Annotated in this window: 18 protein-coding genes; 12 read left to right on the forward strand and 6 right to left on the reverse strand. The window is 40.0% G+C overall.

The window, feature by feature from the left end; translation table 11 throughout:
* Positions 1-68 precede the first annotated feature (68 nt).
* Positions 69-461: a 30S ribosomal protein S9 gene (gene rpsI, locus ACUR5C_RS11910; protein ID WP_454465353.1), complete on the reverse strand. Its 393-nt coding sequence runs from the start codon at positions 459-461 to the stop codon at positions 69-71.
* 13 nt (positions 462-474) lie between these two features.
* Complete coding sequence (gene rplM / locus ACUR5C_RS11915) at positions 475-903, reverse strand: 50S ribosomal protein L13 (RefSeq protein ID WP_454465354.1); 429 nt, start codon at positions 901-903, stop codon at positions 475-477.
* A gap of 345 nt (positions 904-1248) precedes the next feature.
* On the opposite strand from rplM, the gene ACUR5C_RS11920 reads away from it, so the two are divergent.
* A complete protein-coding gene (locus ACUR5C_RS11920) occupies positions 1249-1587 on the forward strand; it encodes an HU family DNA-binding protein (RefSeq protein ID WP_454465355.1) in 339 nt (112 codons plus the stop codon).
* A gap of 116 nt (positions 1588-1703) precedes the next feature.
* On the opposite strand, the gene zapE is transcribed toward ACUR5C_RS11920, so the two are convergent.
* Both zapE and ACUR5C_RS11930 read right to left on the reverse strand, forming a co-directional pair.
* On the reverse strand, positions 1704-2798 hold the full coding sequence (zapE, locus tag ACUR5C_RS11925) for a cell division protein ZapE (RefSeq protein ID WP_454465356.1): 1095 nt from the start codon (positions 2796-2798) through the stop codon (positions 1704-1706).
* On the reverse strand, positions 2791-3447 hold the full coding sequence (locus ACUR5C_RS11930; protein ID WP_454465357.1) for an alpha/beta hydrolase: 657 nt from the start codon (positions 3445-3447) through the stop codon (positions 2791-2793). Before ACUR5C_RS11930 ends, zapE begins: the two co-directional genes overlap by 8 nt.
* A gap of 306 nt (positions 3448-3753) precedes the next feature.
* Here ACUR5C_RS11930 and ACUR5C_RS11935 point away from each other — a divergent pair, with 306 nt between their 5' ends.
* The 3 genes from ACUR5C_RS11935 (at position 3754) to ACUR5C_RS11945 (ending at position 7297) form a co-directional block, all read left to right on the forward strand.
* The gene (locus ACUR5C_RS11935; protein WP_454465358.1) at positions 3754-4344 is read left to right on the forward strand and encodes a Z-ring associated ZapG family protein; all 591 of its coding nucleotides are present in this window, start codon (positions 3754-3756) and stop codon (positions 4342-4344) included.
* Between the two features lie 321 nt (positions 4345-4665).
* Entirely contained in the window at positions 4666-5973 is a 1308-nt protein-coding gene (locus tag ACUR5C_RS11940; RefSeq protein ID WP_454465359.1) for a YdgA family protein, read from the forward strand.
* A 205-nt stretch (positions 5974-6178) separates the two neighbouring features.
* Positions 6179-7297 carry a S1C family serine protease gene (locus ACUR5C_RS11945; RefSeq protein ID WP_454465360.1) on the forward strand — a complete coding sequence of 373 codons (1119 nt, stop codon included), beginning with the start codon at positions 6179-6181 and terminating at the stop codon, positions 7295-7297.
* Positions 7298-7620: 323 nt separating this feature from the next.
* On the opposite strand, the gene murA is transcribed toward ACUR5C_RS11945, so the two are convergent.
* Complete coding sequence (murA, locus tag ACUR5C_RS11950) at positions 7621-8880, reverse strand: UDP-N-acetylglucosamine 1-carboxyvinyltransferase (RefSeq protein WP_454465361.1); 1260 nt, start codon at positions 8878-8880, stop codon at positions 7621-7623.
* A 43-nt stretch (positions 8881-8923) separates the two neighbouring features.
* Positions 8924-9154 carry a BolA family protein gene (locus tag ACUR5C_RS11955; RefSeq protein ID WP_454465362.1) on the reverse strand — a complete coding sequence of 77 codons (231 nt, stop codon included), beginning with the start codon at positions 9152-9154 and terminating at the stop codon, positions 8924-8926.
* Between the two features lie 430 nt (positions 9155-9584).
* Between ACUR5C_RS11955 and ACUR5C_RS11960 the strand changes: the two genes are divergently transcribed.
* From ACUR5C_RS11960 to hpf, 8 genes are all read left to right on the forward strand, one after another.
* Entirely contained in the window at positions 9585-10565 is a 981-nt protein-coding gene (locus ACUR5C_RS11960) for a calcium/sodium antiporter (RefSeq protein WP_454465363.1), read from the forward strand.
* Between the two features lie 115 nt (positions 10566-10680).
* Complete coding sequence (locus ACUR5C_RS11965) at positions 10681-11655, forward strand: KpsF/GutQ family sugar-phosphate isomerase (protein WP_454465364.1); 975 nt, start codon at positions 10681-10683, stop codon at positions 11653-11655.
* Positions 11656-12237, forward strand: a complete 582-nt coding sequence (kdsC, locus tag ACUR5C_RS11970; RefSeq protein WP_454465365.1) for a 3-deoxy-manno-octulosonate-8-phosphatase KdsC — start codon at positions 11656-11658, stop codon at positions 12235-12237.
* The gene (gene lptC, locus ACUR5C_RS11975; RefSeq protein WP_454465366.1) at positions 12237-12863 is read left to right on the forward strand and encodes an LPS export ABC transporter periplasmic protein LptC; all 627 of its coding nucleotides are present in this window, start codon (positions 12237-12239) and stop codon (positions 12861-12863) included. The genes kdsC and lptC overlap by 1 nt, the downstream gene beginning before the upstream one ends.
* A complete protein-coding gene (locus ACUR5C_RS11980) occupies positions 12847-13536 on the forward strand; it encodes an LptA/OstA family protein (RefSeq protein ID WP_454465367.1) in 690 nt (229 codons plus the stop codon). Before lptC ends, ACUR5C_RS11980 begins: the two co-directional genes overlap by 17 nt.
* Positions 13536-14261, forward strand: a complete 726-nt coding sequence (lptB, locus tag ACUR5C_RS11985; protein WP_454465368.1) for an LPS export ABC transporter ATP-binding protein — start codon at positions 13536-13538, stop codon at positions 14259-14261. The genes ACUR5C_RS11980 and lptB overlap by 1 nt, the downstream gene beginning before the upstream one ends.
* Before the next feature lie 290 nt (positions 14262-14551).
* Entirely contained in the window at positions 14552-16048 is a 1497-nt protein-coding gene (locus ACUR5C_RS11990) for an RNA polymerase factor sigma-54 (RefSeq protein ID WP_454465369.1), read from the forward strand.
* 103 nt (positions 16049-16151) lie between these two features.
* Positions 16152-16439: a ribosome hibernation promoting factor gene (gene hpf / locus ACUR5C_RS11995; protein ID WP_454465370.1), complete on the forward strand. Its 288-nt coding sequence runs from the start codon at positions 16152-16154 to the stop codon at positions 16437-16439.
* Positions 16440-16507: the final 68 nt, after the last annotated feature.

A 16507-nucleotide genomic window follows, 5' to 3' on the forward strand; every position in this document is an offset into this window, starting at 1 on the left:
AAAATGCCTCCGACTGGAGGCATTTTAGTAAGCAAAACCTTGGGGAGGGGCTGTCCCCCAAAAGCATCTTAACGCTTAGAGAATTGTGGCTTCTTACGTGCTTTATGTAAGCCAACTTTCTTACGCTCAACTTCACGAGCATCACGAGTAACATAACCCGCTTTACGTAGAGAAGGACGCATTTCTTCGTCATATTCCATTAATGCACGAGTAATACCTAAACGGATAGCGCCAGCTTGTCCTGTATCACCGCCACCTTTAACAGTAACGTATGCATCAAATTTTTCTATAGTTTCAGTCAACTCTAGAGGCTGACGTACAACCATTCTAGAAGTTTCACGACCAAAGTACTCATCTAAAGGCTGTTGGTTAACGATAACGTCGCCTTTACCTGGACGAAGAAAAACTCGAGCTGTAGAGCTTTTACGACGACCTGTTCCGTAATATTGTGTATTAGACATTATTATTCACCAATTAAATATTAAGTTCTTTCGGCTGCTGTGCCTGATGCGAATGCTCTGGCCCAACAAAAATCTTTAATTTACGTAAGCAAGCGCGACCTAATGGGTTAGATGGGATCATGCCTTTAACCGCATTATGAAGAATGCGCTCAGGTGCTTTTTCACGTAATTTACCAAGGGTAATTCCACGAATACCACCCGGATAACCTGTATGGTGGTAATAAGTCTTAGCTGCTTCTTTGTTACCTGTTACGGCAATTTTCTCAGCATTAACAACAACGATATAATCGCCTGTGTCAACATGAGGAGTGAATTCAGCTTTATGCTTGCCGCGTAAGCGACGAGCAATTTCAGTGGCCAAACGGCCAAGTGTTTTTCCAGAAGCGTCTACAACGAACCAATCTCGTTTCACAGACTCTGGTTTTGCACTAAAAGTTCTCATTTAAAATAGCTCCAATTTTTAGCTTTGCTTGTGCCTGTTGATCGTTATTACAATCAAAAAGGAGCGCGAATTTTACAGAAACCAATCCCATGACACAACCTTTTTACACAAAAATAACAACATTTCTAATATTCCGGCCTATTTATTAGCAAATCTTTGCCTGTACCGCGTTTTTTCTGGCGCGCAAGAATTTCAATATATCCTAAAAAAATAGTCATTTTTTTAAAATAATACTTTATTTCCCGCAATTTCTACGTTAAAAAGCACAACAGCAAGATACTTTTGAAGATTGGACCAATTCTTCACATCTTGTACTTTTTAATTACTAACTTTCTAGGAAATAACATGGCTACCGCAAAAAAACCAAAAATTGTTAAAGAAAGATATACTAAAACTCAAATTTTAGCGGAAATTGCTGAATCAACAGAGCTTTCTAAAAAGCAAGTTGCAGCAGTTATCGATGAACTAGGCGATATGATCGAGCGACACATTAAAAAGCGCGCTTGTGGCGAGTTTGTATTACCTGGCCTAATGAAAATAACAACAGTTAAAAAGAAAGCAACTAAAGCTCGTAAAGGCATCAACCCTTTTACAGGCGAAGAAACCATGTTTAAAGCAAAACCGGCTTCTACTCAGGTAAAAGTTCGCCCGCTTAAGAAATTAAAAGATATGGCGGCTAGCTAGTATCATTAAAGCCTTCAGCTCTGGTTGAAGGCTTTATTCATCTCATTTTCACATCCTGACTTACTATAATCCTGACTTACGGCAAACTGAATAACCACAAACCTGCTAAATTTCTACTAAGTGAGATGTTGTCTACCCAAATATTCAGTTGACTGCATTTCTTGTAACCGGCTCAAGGTTCGTTTAAATTCAAAAGTTAGCAAACTTCCTTTATAAATCGCTTCTAGCTCTACCTCTGCGGTCAGCATTAACTTAACATTTCGCTCGTAAAACTCGTCAACTAAGCTAATAAAGCGCCTGGCTGCCGCGTCATCTTTGGGCAGAAGCTGCGGAACTTCGCTCACCATCACCGTATGGTAACAGCGAGAGATTTCTATATAATCCGCGTGGCTACGTGGTGTTTCACAAATGGCGCTAAACTCAAACCAAACAACCCCTTCAGCGCATCTTACGGTGTCAATAAGACGATGTTCAACTTCAATTTGGCTGCCAGCAAGGCGTTCTTCTGTCGCTAATAAATCAAAGCTGTGGTTTAAGTTATCTATCGCTTCCCTATCATGGGGACTATGAAAAATATCGGCTTGCTCTAACGTTCTCAGCCGATAGTCTACACCGCTATCAACATTAACTACTTTGGTATGTTGCTGAATTAGCCGAATGGCCGGTAAAAATCGATCCCGTTGCAACCCATTCCAATAAAGTTTTTCAGGCGGTATATTAGAAGTTGCGACCAAACAAACACCACGCTCAAAAAGTGCTTCAAATAACCCGCCAAGGAGCATTGCGTCAGTTATATCGCTTACAAAGAACTCGTCAAAACAAATAATACAGGTTTTACTACTTATATCGTCGGCTATTTTAATTAAAGGGTTCTTTTGGCCTTTTTGCTCGGTTAGCTTTTCATGTAACTGGTGCATAAAACGATGAAAATGTAAGCGTAACTTATTTTCAAAGGGTAGCTGATCATAAAACATATCCATCAAATAAGTTTTACCTCGCCCTACGCCACCCCAAAAATAGACCCCAGTGACCGGCTTTTTAGTTTGGCTAAAGCGTTGCAATAATGAGCCAATTAGGCCGGTAGGCTGATTAAACTGGATTAATCGTTGATACAAATTATCGAGCTCGGTGATGGCATTTAGTTGCGCTTCATCTGGCGTAATTCGACCAGACTCAATATCATTTTGATAAACCTTTAATGGACTACTCATTATTGCTATTGGCCTTTATATGGTTTTCAATGATTTGCTCTACTTGCTCTCTTAGTTCTATTAATCGCCCATGAAAAAAGTGACTGGCTTGCTCAAACCTTATTAAATGCGGGCTAGGAGTAAAGCTTTCGACCCAATCAACAACTGCGCCAAACTCAACAAGTTCATCCGCGTCTCCCATAAGCACCTGCCATTCGCAATTTGGTCTTTGAAACTGACTAAAATCAAACCGTTTAACTGGTGGTGCTACACTTAATAACAAACTCGGATTAAGTTGTTTTGCCGCCAAAGCAGATACATAGGAGCCAAACGAAAATCCTGTTAAAATCAGTTGTTTATTAGGGTACCGAGCTTGCAACCAAGCCACTGCGTCGGCTAAATCTTGCTGTTCTCCCACCCCTTCATCAAATTCTCCATGTGTGTCCCCAACCCCACGAAAGTTAAACCTTAAGCTTGGGATCCCAAAACTAGCTATTGCTTTAGCAAGCGTATGCGTCACTTTGTTAGATAAACTACCACCATGAAGCGAGTGTGGGTGACAGTTTACGGCGACAAAATCAACTTCTGGCGTACCTTCGGCAATATCTAATACAGCCTGAATATCGCCTACTTGGCCTCGAATGATCAACTTTTGAGATTGAATTTTCATATGGATAATTTTAGCTGCTAAAAACCTTATTTTCTCACTAATCCTAGCATTCAGCTAGTAGCAATCAACACAGCGAGGTATTTAACTAGCAATTAATTTAAACTTGTAAGACTCGATTTCTCAGCAGGAGTCAAAGCCGTATTTTGATAGACTCAAAAACCCGTGGACTTTTAAAGGCGCAATAAAATTGGAATAGAGCGATACTTACCGGGCAATTTTTTACTCAATCTAACAAAATCCAATTCGACTAGTCAGCTAATCTGCGTTATATTTAAAAGGAGTTTATTAACCTTTCAGGAACTATCAATGGAATTCACTTTTATTGTTCTAGGCATTATAGTCGCAGCGATCGCGGGCTTCGTGATTGGACAAAAAACGTCTCAAGGAAGCCAAGAAAAAATTCGCTTACAAAATGAACTAAACGAAAAGAAACAAGAACTTGAAGCATTTCAAGCTAAAGTCACCAACCATTTTGAAAAAACCGCCACTTTGTTTAATCATGTTTCGGACAGCTATCAGTCGCTTTACGATCATATGGCGAAAAGCTCTACCCAACTGTGTGCAAGTCAAACTTTTCATGGTTTACCTAAGTCGCCAGAAGCAGAAGAGCTGCCACAAGCAAAACTAAATAAAGCCAACAAAACCAATTTAGATGCGCAAAATATGTTTGATGCTCACAAATTATATAATGCTCATGATTATCGCAACCAGCAAGAAGAAGCAGAAGAGCTCATTAAAGAAAGTGAAAAAGCGGCTGAACAGAACGCCAATGTAGTGGCTATAGAAAGTGCTAAAGATGAGCCAAATGAACCTGCATTAGATTACGCAATAAAGCCTAAAGGCGTAATTAATCATAATAGTCTCGATCACGACAATATCAAGAAGTCAGAGTCATAATCATTGACAGGTAAACTTTCACTAATGTAACACTCATTAGTGAAAGTTTTTACCACTGCTTAGCTTTATTTTTACTTGAGCAAACACACTAATCAATTCACCCAAAGAACTTTACTGCGCCCTACTTTCAGTGTGATGAACTGAAATTTAAACTCATTCCTTCACGTCAATGATATACCGAGCATTAAAAGCTCTTTTAAATCGGGTACTTTTTCACTAAAAGTTAAACTCAGCTATGTTAAACTGCCCCCTCATATTCAAGGATGAACTCGTTCTTCCCATTGAGATAAAAAACTAAAACCTAAATTAGGACGCAAATTAATGAAAAAGATTATTGTAATTATCGCTGTCTTAGCGGTAATTTTTGGCATTTCCCCTTATTTCATCGGCTCTAAAGCCGAGCAAGTATTCTCAGACCAAATTACTAAATTGAATCAACATCCTAACATGTCGATTAAAATTGACGAATACCATCGAGGCTGGTTTAGCTCAACCGCTAAGGTGACTATGTCAGTTGAACTTTCACCAGAACTTGCCGCCAGTGGCGTCGACTTCGCGTTGGGCATGGACCACTTTATTCAGCATGGGCCTATTTTAACTAAGGTGAATGGGATAGGCTTTGGTTTGGCCGACACTTTAGTGGACTTTACCTTACCTGCTGAAATTCAAAGTGAGCTAGATAAACTTGAAGCCATCAATAAAGAAACTTTAAGCGTTGCTTCTCGCACTAGTTTTAGCCTTGCTTCAACTACTTATTTAGACTTAAAAGCTTTTCAAATAAAAGAACAAGACACTCTAATTGATGTGAAAGCAGGCGATGGTGAGTTCAGTTTTACTCAGAGTGGTAAAGTTGCTGGTCGCATTGACTGGGCCGGAATGAGCATTACCGATGTTAACGACACGCAAAAAAGCGTGCACATCAAAAAAATCGCCATTAACAGTGAGCAACAGTTAGAGCTTGGTGAACTTTTTTCCCCTGCAGCGATTTATTCTGGCTTTTTAAAAATGCAAGTCGAGCGTATTGAATTCAACGACGCGGCAGATATGTCCGTTAACTTTGACAATATTGGCGTTTCATTTGTTTCGGAATTAGAAGCAGACCTCGCCAACTTAATGCTAATTGGCGAAATTAAAGCCTTCGAAATAGCTAATGCACAATATACCGATTACTTTTTTAATTTATCATTTGAAAAATTTGACGCTAAAGTTTTACAGCAACTTAACCAGCTTATGGTAGAGTCGCAAACAGCAACTGATCCTAATCCGATGCTTTTTGCAACCCAAGTACAGGCGCTACTACCACAATTGCTGGCTAAAAATCCCGAAGTGAAAATTAATGAGCTTTCTGTGACTACGCCTCAAGGTGATGTTAAAACAGATATGGTGATTAAAATTGACCCGACTATCTACGATGTAAGCAACCCAATGACTATGTTAATGGCGATTGACGCGGCTTCTAAAGGCTTCGCTCCAGAAGCGTTTTTAATCGGCCTAGGAATGCAAGCCGAAATAAGCCAATTAATCGAAATGGGCATGCTAGTTAAAGAAGATAAAAATCTTAAGTTCGACTTTAATTTTAAAAATGGTCAAGCAACCATGAATGGAAATCCAATGCCACTGGGTTTTTAATCAATTAAACTCGGTTTGGTGCGTTAGCTTATTTATTTGCCTAATGCACCAACTTTGAGTATCGAATAGACGGATATAACCTCGACTTGCTTCAAACATTTTTAATAAAATAAGTTATAATTAGCGTTAAGTCGCTTGAGGCTGAAGTTTTATAGACTGTTCTTAGGCCAAATTCATAAAGACGATTCATTTTGGCTAAATTACTATGCACATAATTAACAACTTAATTTTTTGGTTCAAATGGGCTCTTTACGGCTTAGGATTTGGGCTATTAGTGCTCTATTTTATGCCTAACAGTCAACTCGCATTTAATTGGCAAACAACCCAAGCAGCATGGCACTTTATCCAGCAGCACCAGTCAGTTGATCATTCTCAACTAAACCACCCCCCCATTAACATTCAAGATTTATCTTTTGCATCTGCGGTAGAAAAAGCCTTCCCTTCAGTTGTTAGTATAAACGTATTACGCCCTCGCCCAATTCGAGAAACAACCGAACAAGAAAAAATCGTTGGCTTAGGCGTTGGCTTTGGCTCGGGTATATTTTTGGGTAGCGGTTATATTGTCACTAATTATCACGTAATTGCTAACGCAGAAAGAATATCGGTAAACTTACACGACGGTCGACGCCGCTGGGTAGAAATTGTCGGTCACGACGAAAAGACAGATATCGCGGTATTAAAAACCGAAATTTCAGACATTACTCCAGCTCAACTGGCAAATTCTAGCGATTTACGCACTGGCGACTTTGTTATGGCCATTGGTAATCCGTTTGGCTCAAGCCAAGCCTCTGTGTCGTTAGGAATTGTTAGCGCAGTTACTCACGACCCTATAGCTGCCCGTATTCAAACTGATGCAGCCTTAAATGAAGGTAACTCTGGTGGCCCACTGATTAATGCCAATGGTCAAATTGTTGGGATTAATCAAATCAGCTTGAACTCAAAAGGTGGTGGACAAACGGGCGTCAATTACGCAATTCCTATCGATAAGGTTAAATCCATTGTCGAAGACATTATTCAATATGGAAAAGTTCGTCGCAACTGGCTTGGCATAGATGCCGGCGATAGAATCAGCCGCGATACGGAATCCAACGGCGTGGTAAAGCCGGTCATGTGGGTCCGCAGCATTGAAAAAGGTAGTCCTGCTCATAAAGCAGGAATTTTACCTGGTGATTTTTTAATTGCGATGAATGGCAAAGAAGTTAACGGCATAGCTTCGTTTTACAAAATGTTTTACGAAACAGAAATTGGAAGTAAGGTTACAATTCAAATTCTTAGAGACAAAGAAGTAGTTTCAATTGAAGTTCAATTAGAAGAAGAGCTTTAATTGAAGCTCGCTAAAACTGAAAAACCGCTCATCTAGCCTGCGGGATAATATAATCAATTTGTATGCAGGCATTAAAAGAAATGATTGTCGCGATTAACTTGCCCCCTTTAACATGCCTATAAATTACGTCATCCGTGATTTCATAAAGCACTCATTCATGAGCCGAAAGCTTTTTCTTTGCTGCTACTTTTTAAAGTGTAATAGATACAAACAAAAGACATTTCAAAATCGACTAAGTATTTTAATCGTTCCTTCTAAGTTTTTTTTCGACCGGCCAAAAAAAAAGAGCGAATCAATCGCTCTTTTTTATTTTACTTATCAAGTTATGGCACTCTACGAATACTGGCGCCCATTAATTGAAGCTTTTCTTCGATACATTCATATCCTCGATCAATATGATAAATGCGATCGACCATTGTGTTGCCTTCAGCAACTAACCCAGAAAGAACCAAACTAGCTGATGCTCTTAAGTCGGTTGCCATTACTTGTGCGGCAGAAAGTTTATCTACGCCTTTCACAATGGCAGCATTGCCTTGAATCGTTATATCAGCTCCCATTCTCTGCATTTCACTCACATGCATGAATCGATTTTCAAAAATGGTTTCGGTAATGATCCCTGTGCCCTCAGCAACGGCGTTCATGGCGGTAAATTGTGCTTGCATATCGGTAGGAAAACCAGGATAAGGCGCTGTAGTAACATTAACCGCTTTAGGCCGTTTACCTTTCATATCAAGCTCAATCCAATCTTTGCCTGTTTTTATTTCTGCACCAGCTTCTTCTAATTTAAGTAATACTGATTCTAAAATTTCTGGGTTAGTATCTCTTAGCTTAACTCGTCCACCGGTAATTGCTGCCGCAACTAAATAAGTTCCGGTTTCGATACGGTCTGGCAACACTTGATGATGACAACCATGCAGCTTTTCAACGCCTTCTACAGTGATGATATCGGTTCCTGCACCCTCAATTTTTGCGCCCATCGCTATTAAGCAATTCGCCAGATCAACTACTTCTGGCTCTCTAGCAGCGTTTTCTATTATGCTGGTACCTTTAGCTAAAACCGCAGCCATAAGAATATTTTCCGTGCCGGTCACACTAACTGTGTCCATAAAAATTCGCGCACCTTTTAAACCTTGAGGTGCCCGAGCCTTAACGTATCCATCGGTTACATCAATATCTGCACCCATGGCGCGCATGCCTTTAATATGCAAATCCACCGGACGCGAACCGATTGCGCAACCGCCAGGTAATGAAACATCGGCCTGACCAAAACGCGCCAATAAAGGACCTAAAACTAAAATCGAAGCACGCATTGTTTTAACTAGTTCATATGGAGCTTCAAACGAGTGAATCGTACTGGTATCAACTTGAACCGTCATTTTCTCGTCTAAAGTCATTGAGTTACCCAAAATTCCCAGTAACTCTAAGGTAGTAGTAACATCGTTCAAGTGGGGAACATTGCCAATTGAAGTGGTTCCCTCAGCGAGTAACGTAGACATTAATATAGGAAGCGCGGCATTTTTTGCGCCAGAAATTCGAATACTTCCGTCGAGCTGCTTACCACCGGTTATTTGCAATTTATCCATTAGAACTCCAATTTAAGATATTTTAATTCAGGTACTTTGACAACTAACCGGCTTCTGCTGGCGTCAATGTTTTCATTGTGATGGCATGTAACTCGCCCGATGCAATTTCAGCTTGCAAGGTTGCGTACACCATTTGTTGCCTTGCAACGGCGCGTTTGCCTTCAAATTGTTGTGAAACAACAACTGCTTCATAATGATACCCATCACCATTAACTTCTACCGACTGACATTGCAACCCTGCTTCAATCTTATTTTTAATCTCTAATTCTGTCATTTTGCTGCTCAAATTATGATAATTTCGCTTAGCCGCGCATTGTACCCCGAAAAAACCCGAAAGTGTACGCCAGAATCCACTCCTGTGCTTGATTACGGATAAACAAGCAAAATTAATTGAACTAGTTCTTACAAATCAGCATTTTATGACCTAGGCTTTATAAAGCTTATCTGTGCTTACTTTGTTACCAGCCAGCCAGATTAAAGCCTACACAAATAGCAAAGATTCCGTATAATGGCGCCTTTTGAACCATTATGAGAATTAGCCGCTAGCGACTTTTAATGCTTTGAAACAAATTCAGGCTTGCTTAAAAAGAGCTTAGAACACAGTATAAATGATAATAACTAGCTTCGCTTTGCTAAAATAATCAATTTAAATCCAAAGGTTACGAGAACTTAAATTTGAGAAATATTAGGTTTAACAAATAATAATGTCACTTCTTTACTTCGCCATGATTATATCTGGCATTTCACTATTAGTTTGGAGCGCCGACAGATTTACTGACGGAGCAGCAGCTATTGCGCGTAATTATGGTATTTCACCGTTAATCGTCGGTTTAACCATTGTCGCTATGGGCTCTTCTGCACCAGAAGTGGTGGTTTCGCTAAATGCTGCACTCAATGACGCGCCCGGACTAGCAGTTGGAAATGCAATTGGCTCAAATATTGCCAATGTTGGCATGGTATTAGGTATTGCAGCTCTCGTGGTACCGCTTAAAGTCCGATCTGAAATGTTAAAACGTGAAATACCAGTGCTGTTTGGGGTTATGGTATTAGCATTTGTATTAATGTTAGACGGCGGCTTAAGTTTTGTTGACGGCATCATTTTATTAGGTAGCTTGTTTGCCTATCTAGCTTGGTTATCTCGTTCTGCTCTCAAAAATCGCAACAAAGAAGACTTAATGTTAAATGAGTTAATTGAAGAGCTTCCAGAACAAATGCCAAATTGGCGAGCATTTATGTGGGTTGTTATTGGCTTAGTATTATTAAATGTGAGCTCCAAGCTGTTAGTGACCGGTGCAACCGCAATTGCACACCAATTTGGGGTGAGCGACTTTTTAATCGGGGTTACTATTGTTGCGGTAGGAACAAGCTTGCCAGAGCTTGCTGCATCGGTTACAGGTGTATTAAAGGGAGAGCATGAACTAGCCATTGGTAATGTTATTGGTTCAAACATATTTAATTTACTCGCCGTACTAGGCGTTCCTTCTCTTATTACCTGGGTTGGCGTGTCTCAAGAGATATTATTTATCGATTATGCGCTAATGGTTGCTTTAGTTGTGGCCGTGTGTGTGATGGCTTGGGGACGTAATGGTAAGCCAGGTGAAATCAATCGTATAGAAGGTGCGATACTCCTTATTCTGTTTTGCGCCTATCAAGCCTATCAATTTATCAGCGCTTCTCAAGGTTAAAAAACGTTACTCAAAGCGTGACGTTTTTGGTTATACTTCCACTATCTATTGTTTGTAGAGCGCGCTTTGTTGTTAAACCATACAGCACAAAAACTACAATGAGTTCAGGAAAAAAATGTCTGATATTAAAGATTTTATTCAATGTGGCCAAAAAGTCGTCGATATTGAAGTTGCGGCAGTCATTTCTCTAAAGCAAAAAATAAACCAAAGTTTCAAGCAAGCTTGTGAAATTTTACTTGCCTGTGAAGGTCGTATCGTCGTTATCGGCATGGGTAAGTCGGGTCATATTGGTAATAAAATTGCTGCTACTTTAGCAAGTACCGGCAGTCCTGCTTTTTTTGTTCACCCCGGTGAAGCTAGCCATGGTGATCTGGGCATGATTACACCTAAAGACGTTGTGATTGCACTATCTAACTCTGGCGAAACCAGCGAAGTGACCAGCTTGTTGCCAGTAATAAAACGCATTAATGTGCCACTTATCAGTATGACCGGCAACCCCAACTCTACACTTTCGCGGTTTGCTAGCGTAAACCTTGATACCTCGGTTGAAAAAGAAGCTTGTCCAATGAACTTGGCCCCCACCGCATCAACCACCGTTTCTCTGGTTATGGGCGATGCTATCGCTGTTGCGTTACTTGAAGCGCGAGGCTTTACCGAAGACGATTTTGCTCTTTCTCACCCAGGTGGAAGCTTAGGTCGACGGCTCCTGTTGAAAGTTGAAGACATCATGCATAGCGGCGTTAACATTCCAATAGTGACCGAAAAAACCTTACTCAACCAAGCCTTGTTAGAAATGACCGAAAAGCGCTTGGGAATGACATGCGTTACTGATGACTCAGGCAAGCTCACCGGAATATACACCGACGGAGATTTAAGGCGCTCTCTCGCGTTAGAGGTCGATTTTAAAACTACGCCAATTGGTGAAGTGATGACCGCCGGTGGCAAAACTATTGAAGCGCACAAATTAGCAGCCGAGGCATTACAAATAATGCAAGCCGCTGCTATCAACGCGTTAATTATTACGGACCAAAAACAGCGTCCAATTGGTGCCTTAAATATGCACGACTTACTCAAAGCAGGAGTCGTCTAAATGAGCGAGCCTAGTTTTAGTACCCCCATTGTTTTTGATTCGCTAGTACAACAAAAAATGCCCAACTTACATGCCAAAGCAGCGCTAATTAAACTACTGATTTGCGATGTCGATGGCGTACTGAGTGATGGAAAAGTCTACTTTACTCAAAAAGGTGATGAGCTAAAAAACTTTAATATTAAAGATGGCTTAGGCATCAAGCTACTTCAAAAATCCGGTATAAAAGTCGCGATAATCACCGGAAGAAAGTCAGCAATTGTGGAAACTAGAGCAAAAGAACTGGGAATCGATATTTTATATCAAGGGCATTCAGACAAACGGGCGGCTTTTAAAGAAATTACTCAATCTTTAAATCTGCAGCCCAATCAGGTAGCTCATATAGGCGACGATCTTCCCGACTTACCTTTAATGCAACTTGCTGGATTAGGAATAGCAGTCGCAGACGCCTACTCGTTTGTACGCCAAAATGCAGACTATGTAACAGTTCAGTCTGGGGGAAGTGGCGCAGTGAGAGAAGTAGCAGACTTACTACTCTCAGCTCAAAACAAACTTGAAAATATTTTAACTAGCTACTTAAAGTAATGAACAATCGTTCTAAATTGCTCTTAGTTATTATATTAGCAACTAGCTTGTTAATAATTAGCCTTTTGCCGTCGCAACCTAACGTAAAAACTATTTCAAAAAGTTTACCTGTGGTTGAAGCCGACAATTATTTTGCCGGAGTGCGCATTGTTCAGTTTAATCAAAATGGTTTGCTCGAAAGCCAATTAAAAGCGCGTCAGCTACAGTACTTTCAAGCTAAAGACACCTCGTTACTGACGGCTCCGGTAATAACGCTAAAACAGTTTGATTTAGCGAAAAATGAACCATTAAATCAGCCAGTAGAACAAAGCCAATGGAAAATAACCTCACAAACAGGCCAACTTGATCACGCAAAACAAGTCTTAGTGCTCGACTCTAATGTAGAAATACAACAAGCGGCCTCAGAGCAACTTGGCTCTGCTGCACCCAATGAGTTAAAAATTTACGCCGCCGATCTTAGTGTGTTTTTAAATCAAAAGAAAGCGCGCACAGCAAGCAGCGTAAATTTAGTACAATCAAATTTTATGACTAAGGCGCAAGGGCTAGAAGTCGATTTTGAGCAGCAAACATTTAGTTTAAATCAAAAAGTCATCACTCTTGGAGTTGAAAATGAAGCAAGCAATTAAAGCTAGCAAGCTCTTTTTAATTAGTTTGTTTGCTTGTTATGTTCAAGCCAATACCAACTTTAAAATCACCAGCGACAGCTTAAATGGCAACATGAAAAATAATGTCATGGAGTATTTAGGTAATGCGCAACTTTTACACGAAAACAATCAAATTAATGGGGACAAAATCATTGCCTTTAATGCCAAAAATAGTGCCAACAAACAGGTCGAAATTCATGGCTCTCCCGCCATATTAATGCAAACCCCAAAAGCCCCCATGCCAGAACGGAAGCTTTTTGCCAATAAAATTAATTATGTTGAGAGCACTAAAGCAATCGAAGCGTGGCACAATGTCGTCATGATCCAAAAAGAAAACAATACAAAAAACCTTAAAATACAAGGTACACATTTAACTTCAACGCAATCTCCTGAGTTTGAGTTAAAAGTGCAAGGTACTCCCTTAGAATTAAACATAACACAGCAAGGCGCTATGGAAATACATGCCAAAGCTAAAGAGTTGACCTATGCAGAGCAAACTAAAACAATTACTCTCATAGGCGATGTGGTTCTAACTAATCAACAAGAAACGATACGAGCTCAAAAAGTAATCTATCAAATTGATAACGGTCAAATTGAAATTCCCAAAATGAGTACGGGCCGAGTAGAAATTATACAAAAAAAGAAGCCAAAATAATGAGTCACTTAAGCGCCAAAAATCTTGCAAAAATTTATTCAGGAAAAGAAGTTGTTTCCGACGTTTCATTAGAAGTAAAAACTGGAGAAATTGTTGGCCTGCTAGGGCCTAATGGTGCTGGAAAGACGACCTCTTTTTATATGATAGTAGGCTTAGTCAATACAGACCGAGGAAGCATATCACTGGATCAACGCGATATTACCGATTTAGCAATGCATGAAAGAGCCAAACTAGGTATCGGTTATCTCCCTCAAGAAGCATCAGTTTTTCGAAAGCTGTCGGTTGAGCAGAATATCATGGCAATTTTAGAGCTTAATAAAAACTTAACCGCTCAGCAGCGAGAAGCTAAAGTGCAAAGCTTGTTAGAAGAGTTTCAAATTACGCATATTCGCAAAAGCCAAGGTATGGCACTCTCTGGTGGAGAGCGCCGGCGAGTAGAAATAGCTCGCGCACTTGCTAATGACCCTAAATTTATTCTATTAGATGAACCTTTCGCTGGCGTTGATCCTATTTCTGTTAGCGATATTAAATCAATCATTCAACATTTGCGCGATCGCGGTTTAGGCGTTTTAATTACCGATCATAATGTACGTGAAACACTCGATGTTTGTGAACGTGCTTATATCGTTCAATCCGGTCACCTATTAGCCAAAGGGTTGCCGCAAGAAATACTCAACAACCAAAAAGTCAAAGAGGTCTACCTTGGCGAAAACTTTACTTTGTAAAGCCAAGATACAATTTTACTCTGTCTCCAACGATTCATACCCAATTAAAGTTTTATACCACTAAAACGCTACACTTTTAGTACATTTTATAAGCAGAAATATTTTTATGCACTTTTGCACTTGAATATGGTCCAAATGATCTGCATATTAAGATTAACGGTAAACAAAACCAATTAAAAAACATACGGATTATTGTCAATTAGTAACGACAATTTTCACCTGACTAGAATTTAACTGCTATAGTTATAAATAAGAGAGACGCATGGCAAGTCTCTGGACAATAAAACTGAATGAAACAATCTTTACAGCTTAAAATTGGTCAATCTCTAACCATGACGCCTCAGTTGCAGCAGGCGATTAAATTGTTGCAATTGTCAAATTTAGACCTTCAAAGTGAAATTCAAGAAACGCTCGACTCTAACCCACTTTTAGAGGCAGAAGCGCTTGAAGAACAGACTTCGAATGCAGAACAAAATACTCCCCAAGAAAAACCCAATGCAGAATCCTCTGTTGATAGAGACACCAGTGATCAGTTAGCTGATGATAAAATAGCCTCTGAGTTACAAACCGACACTCAGTGGGAAGACTGGGGATACACTTCACAGGGGCCAAACTCCAACTATAACGCCAGCGATGGGACTCAGTTAGACTACCAAGGCGAAACGAGCGAATCACTTCGTGATCAACTTCAATTTCAAATTGATATGACTAACCTCTCTGATATTGACTACGCCATAGCCACTATATTGATTGACTCGATAGATGATCGCGGCTATCTGCAAACCACCTTAGAAGAAGTCGTTGCTATGTTCGCTGAAGAATATGACGAACTGGTAGAGCAAGAGTCAATTGAGTCGGTCGAAGTAGACGAAGTTGAAGCCGTGCTGCACCTATTACAAAGTTTTGAGCCTGCGGGCATTGCCGCAAGAAACTTACAAGAATGTTTAATCATTCAATTAAGAAAACTAAAAGCTGGTGTTGAAGGCGCAGACCTCGCCGAAAAAGTCATTCAACAGCAGTTTGAGCACCTTTCAAGTCGCAATTACCGGCAAATTATGCGGGCTATGAACATTAGCGAAAGCCAACTTAAATCTGCTATTGACCTCATACAAACGCTCGATCCGCGACCAGGTAATCAGCTCACGGAAAACACCGCGCAGTATATCATTCCCGATGTGTTTGTGAGCAAAGACAGCAACGGTATTTGGGGAGTAGAGCTCAACGGTGGTAGCACCCCCAAGCTAAAAATTAATGACGAATATGCGGCTATGATTAAGCGCGCCGACAATAGCCCAGACAACACATATTTAAAGAATAATTTGCAAGAAGCCAAATGGTTTATTAAAAGCTTACAAAGCCGAAATGAAACCTTACTTAAAGTAGCTTCATGTATTGTATCAAAGCAAATTGGTTTTTTAGAGTACGGCGAAGAAGCGATGAAACCATTGGTGCTAAACGATATAGCAGAAGAAGTCGACATGCACGAGTCAACGATTTCAAGAGTAACAACACAAAAGTTTATGCACACCCCACGTGGCATTTTTGAATTAAAATATTTCTTCTCTAGCCATGTCGGCACTACGGCAGGCGGTGAGTGTTCGTCAACAGCCATAAGAGCTGTTATAAAGAAGTTAATTAGTGCAGAAAACCAAGCCAAACCATTAAGCGACAGTAAGTTAGCCAATTTGTTAAAAGATCAAGGAATCAAAGTTGCGCGTCGTACGGTAGCAAAATACCGTGAAGCTATGTCTATTCCGCCTTCAAACGAGCGAAAGAGACTACTTTAAACAACGCGGTAATATTGATTCTTTAAGTATTAGGCTGATTATTAATAGTTTTAGTCAATTAATAATCAACTAATTTTCCATCCACAAACGAAGGAATACAATTATGCAAATTAATTTAACCGGTCAACATCTTGATATTACAGACTCTTTAAGAAACTACGTGTATGACAAGTTTGAGAAAATCGAGCGTCATTTTGACCATATCAATAATGTTCACGTGATTTTACAAGTCGAAAAAATTCGCCAAATTGCTGAAGCAAAGTTAAATGTTAACGGCGGTGAAATATTTGCTAATAGTGAATCAGAAGATATGTATGCCGCAATCGACAGCCTTGTGGACAAGCTCGATAGGCAGGTGATTAAGCACAAAGAAAAGATGATTCGTCATTAATCCTTTAAAATTGTAAGAATTGTAAAAATACCACTAAATATAACAGGGCCTAATGTGTTAGAGTGCGA

This window comes from Aliikangiella aequoris (assembly GCF_053709105.1).

Bases quoted from the DNA above. Each gene is read 5' to 3' on its own strand.
- rpsI (WP_454465353.1), bottom strand. From the start codon at position 461: ATGTCTAATACACAATATTACGGAACAGGTCGTCGTAAAAGCTCTACA.
- rplM (WP_454465354.1), bottom strand. From the start codon at position 903: ATGAGAACTTTTAGTGCAAAACCAGAGTCTGTGAAACGAGATTGGTTC.
- ACUR5C_RS11920 (WP_454465355.1), top strand. From the start codon at position 1,249: ATGGCTACCGCAAAAAAACCAAAAATTGTTAAAGAAAGATATACTAAA.
- zapE (WP_454465356.1), bottom strand. From the start codon at position 2,798: ATGAGTAGTCCATTAAAGGTTTATCAAAATGATATTGAGTCTGGTCGA.
- ACUR5C_RS11930 (WP_454465357.1), bottom strand. From the start codon at position 3,447: ATGAAAATTCAATCTCAAAAGTTGATCATTCGAGGCCAAGTAGGCGAT.
- ACUR5C_RS11935 (WP_454465358.1), top strand. From the start codon at position 3,754: ATGGAATTCACTTTTATTGTTCTAGGCATTATAGTCGCAGCGATCGCG.
- ACUR5C_RS11940 (WP_454465359.1), top strand. From the start codon at position 4,666: ATGAAAAAGATTATTGTAATTATCGCTGTCTTAGCGGTAATTTTTGGC.
- ACUR5C_RS11945 (WP_454465360.1), top strand. From the start codon at position 6,179: ATGCACATAATTAACAACTTAATTTTTTGGTTCAAATGGGCTCTTTAC.
- murA (WP_454465361.1), bottom strand. From the start codon at position 8,880: ATGGATAAATTGCAAATAACCGGTGGTAAGCAGCTCGACGGAAGTATT.
- ACUR5C_RS11955 (WP_454465362.1), bottom strand. From the start codon at position 9,154: ATGACAGAATTAGAGATTAAAAATAAGATTGAAGCAGGGTTGCAATGT.
- ACUR5C_RS11960 (WP_454465363.1), top strand. From the start codon at position 9,585: ATGTCACTTCTTTACTTCGCCATGATTATATCTGGCATTTCACTATTA.
- ACUR5C_RS11965 (WP_454465364.1), top strand. From the start codon at position 10,681: ATGTCTGATATTAAAGATTTTATTCAATGTGGCCAAAAAGTCGTCGAT.
- kdsC (WP_454465365.1), top strand. From the start codon at position 11,656: ATGAGCGAGCCTAGTTTTAGTACCCCCATTGTTTTTGATTCGCTAGTA.
- lptC (WP_454465366.1), top strand. From the start codon at position 12,237: ATGAACAATCGTTCTAAATTGCTCTTAGTTATTATATTAGCAACTAGC.
- ACUR5C_RS11980 (WP_454465367.1), top strand. From the start codon at position 12,847: ATGAAGCAAGCAATTAAAGCTAGCAAGCTCTTTTTAATTAGTTTGTTT.
- lptB (WP_454465368.1), top strand. From the start codon at position 13,536: ATGAGTCACTTAAGCGCCAAAAATCTTGCAAAAATTTATTCAGGAAAA.
- ACUR5C_RS11990 (WP_454465369.1), top strand. From the start codon at position 14,552: ATGAAACAATCTTTACAGCTTAAAATTGGTCAATCTCTAACCATGACG.
- hpf (WP_454465370.1), top strand. From the start codon at position 16,152: ATGCAAATTAATTTAACCGGTCAACATCTTGATATTACAGACTCTTTA.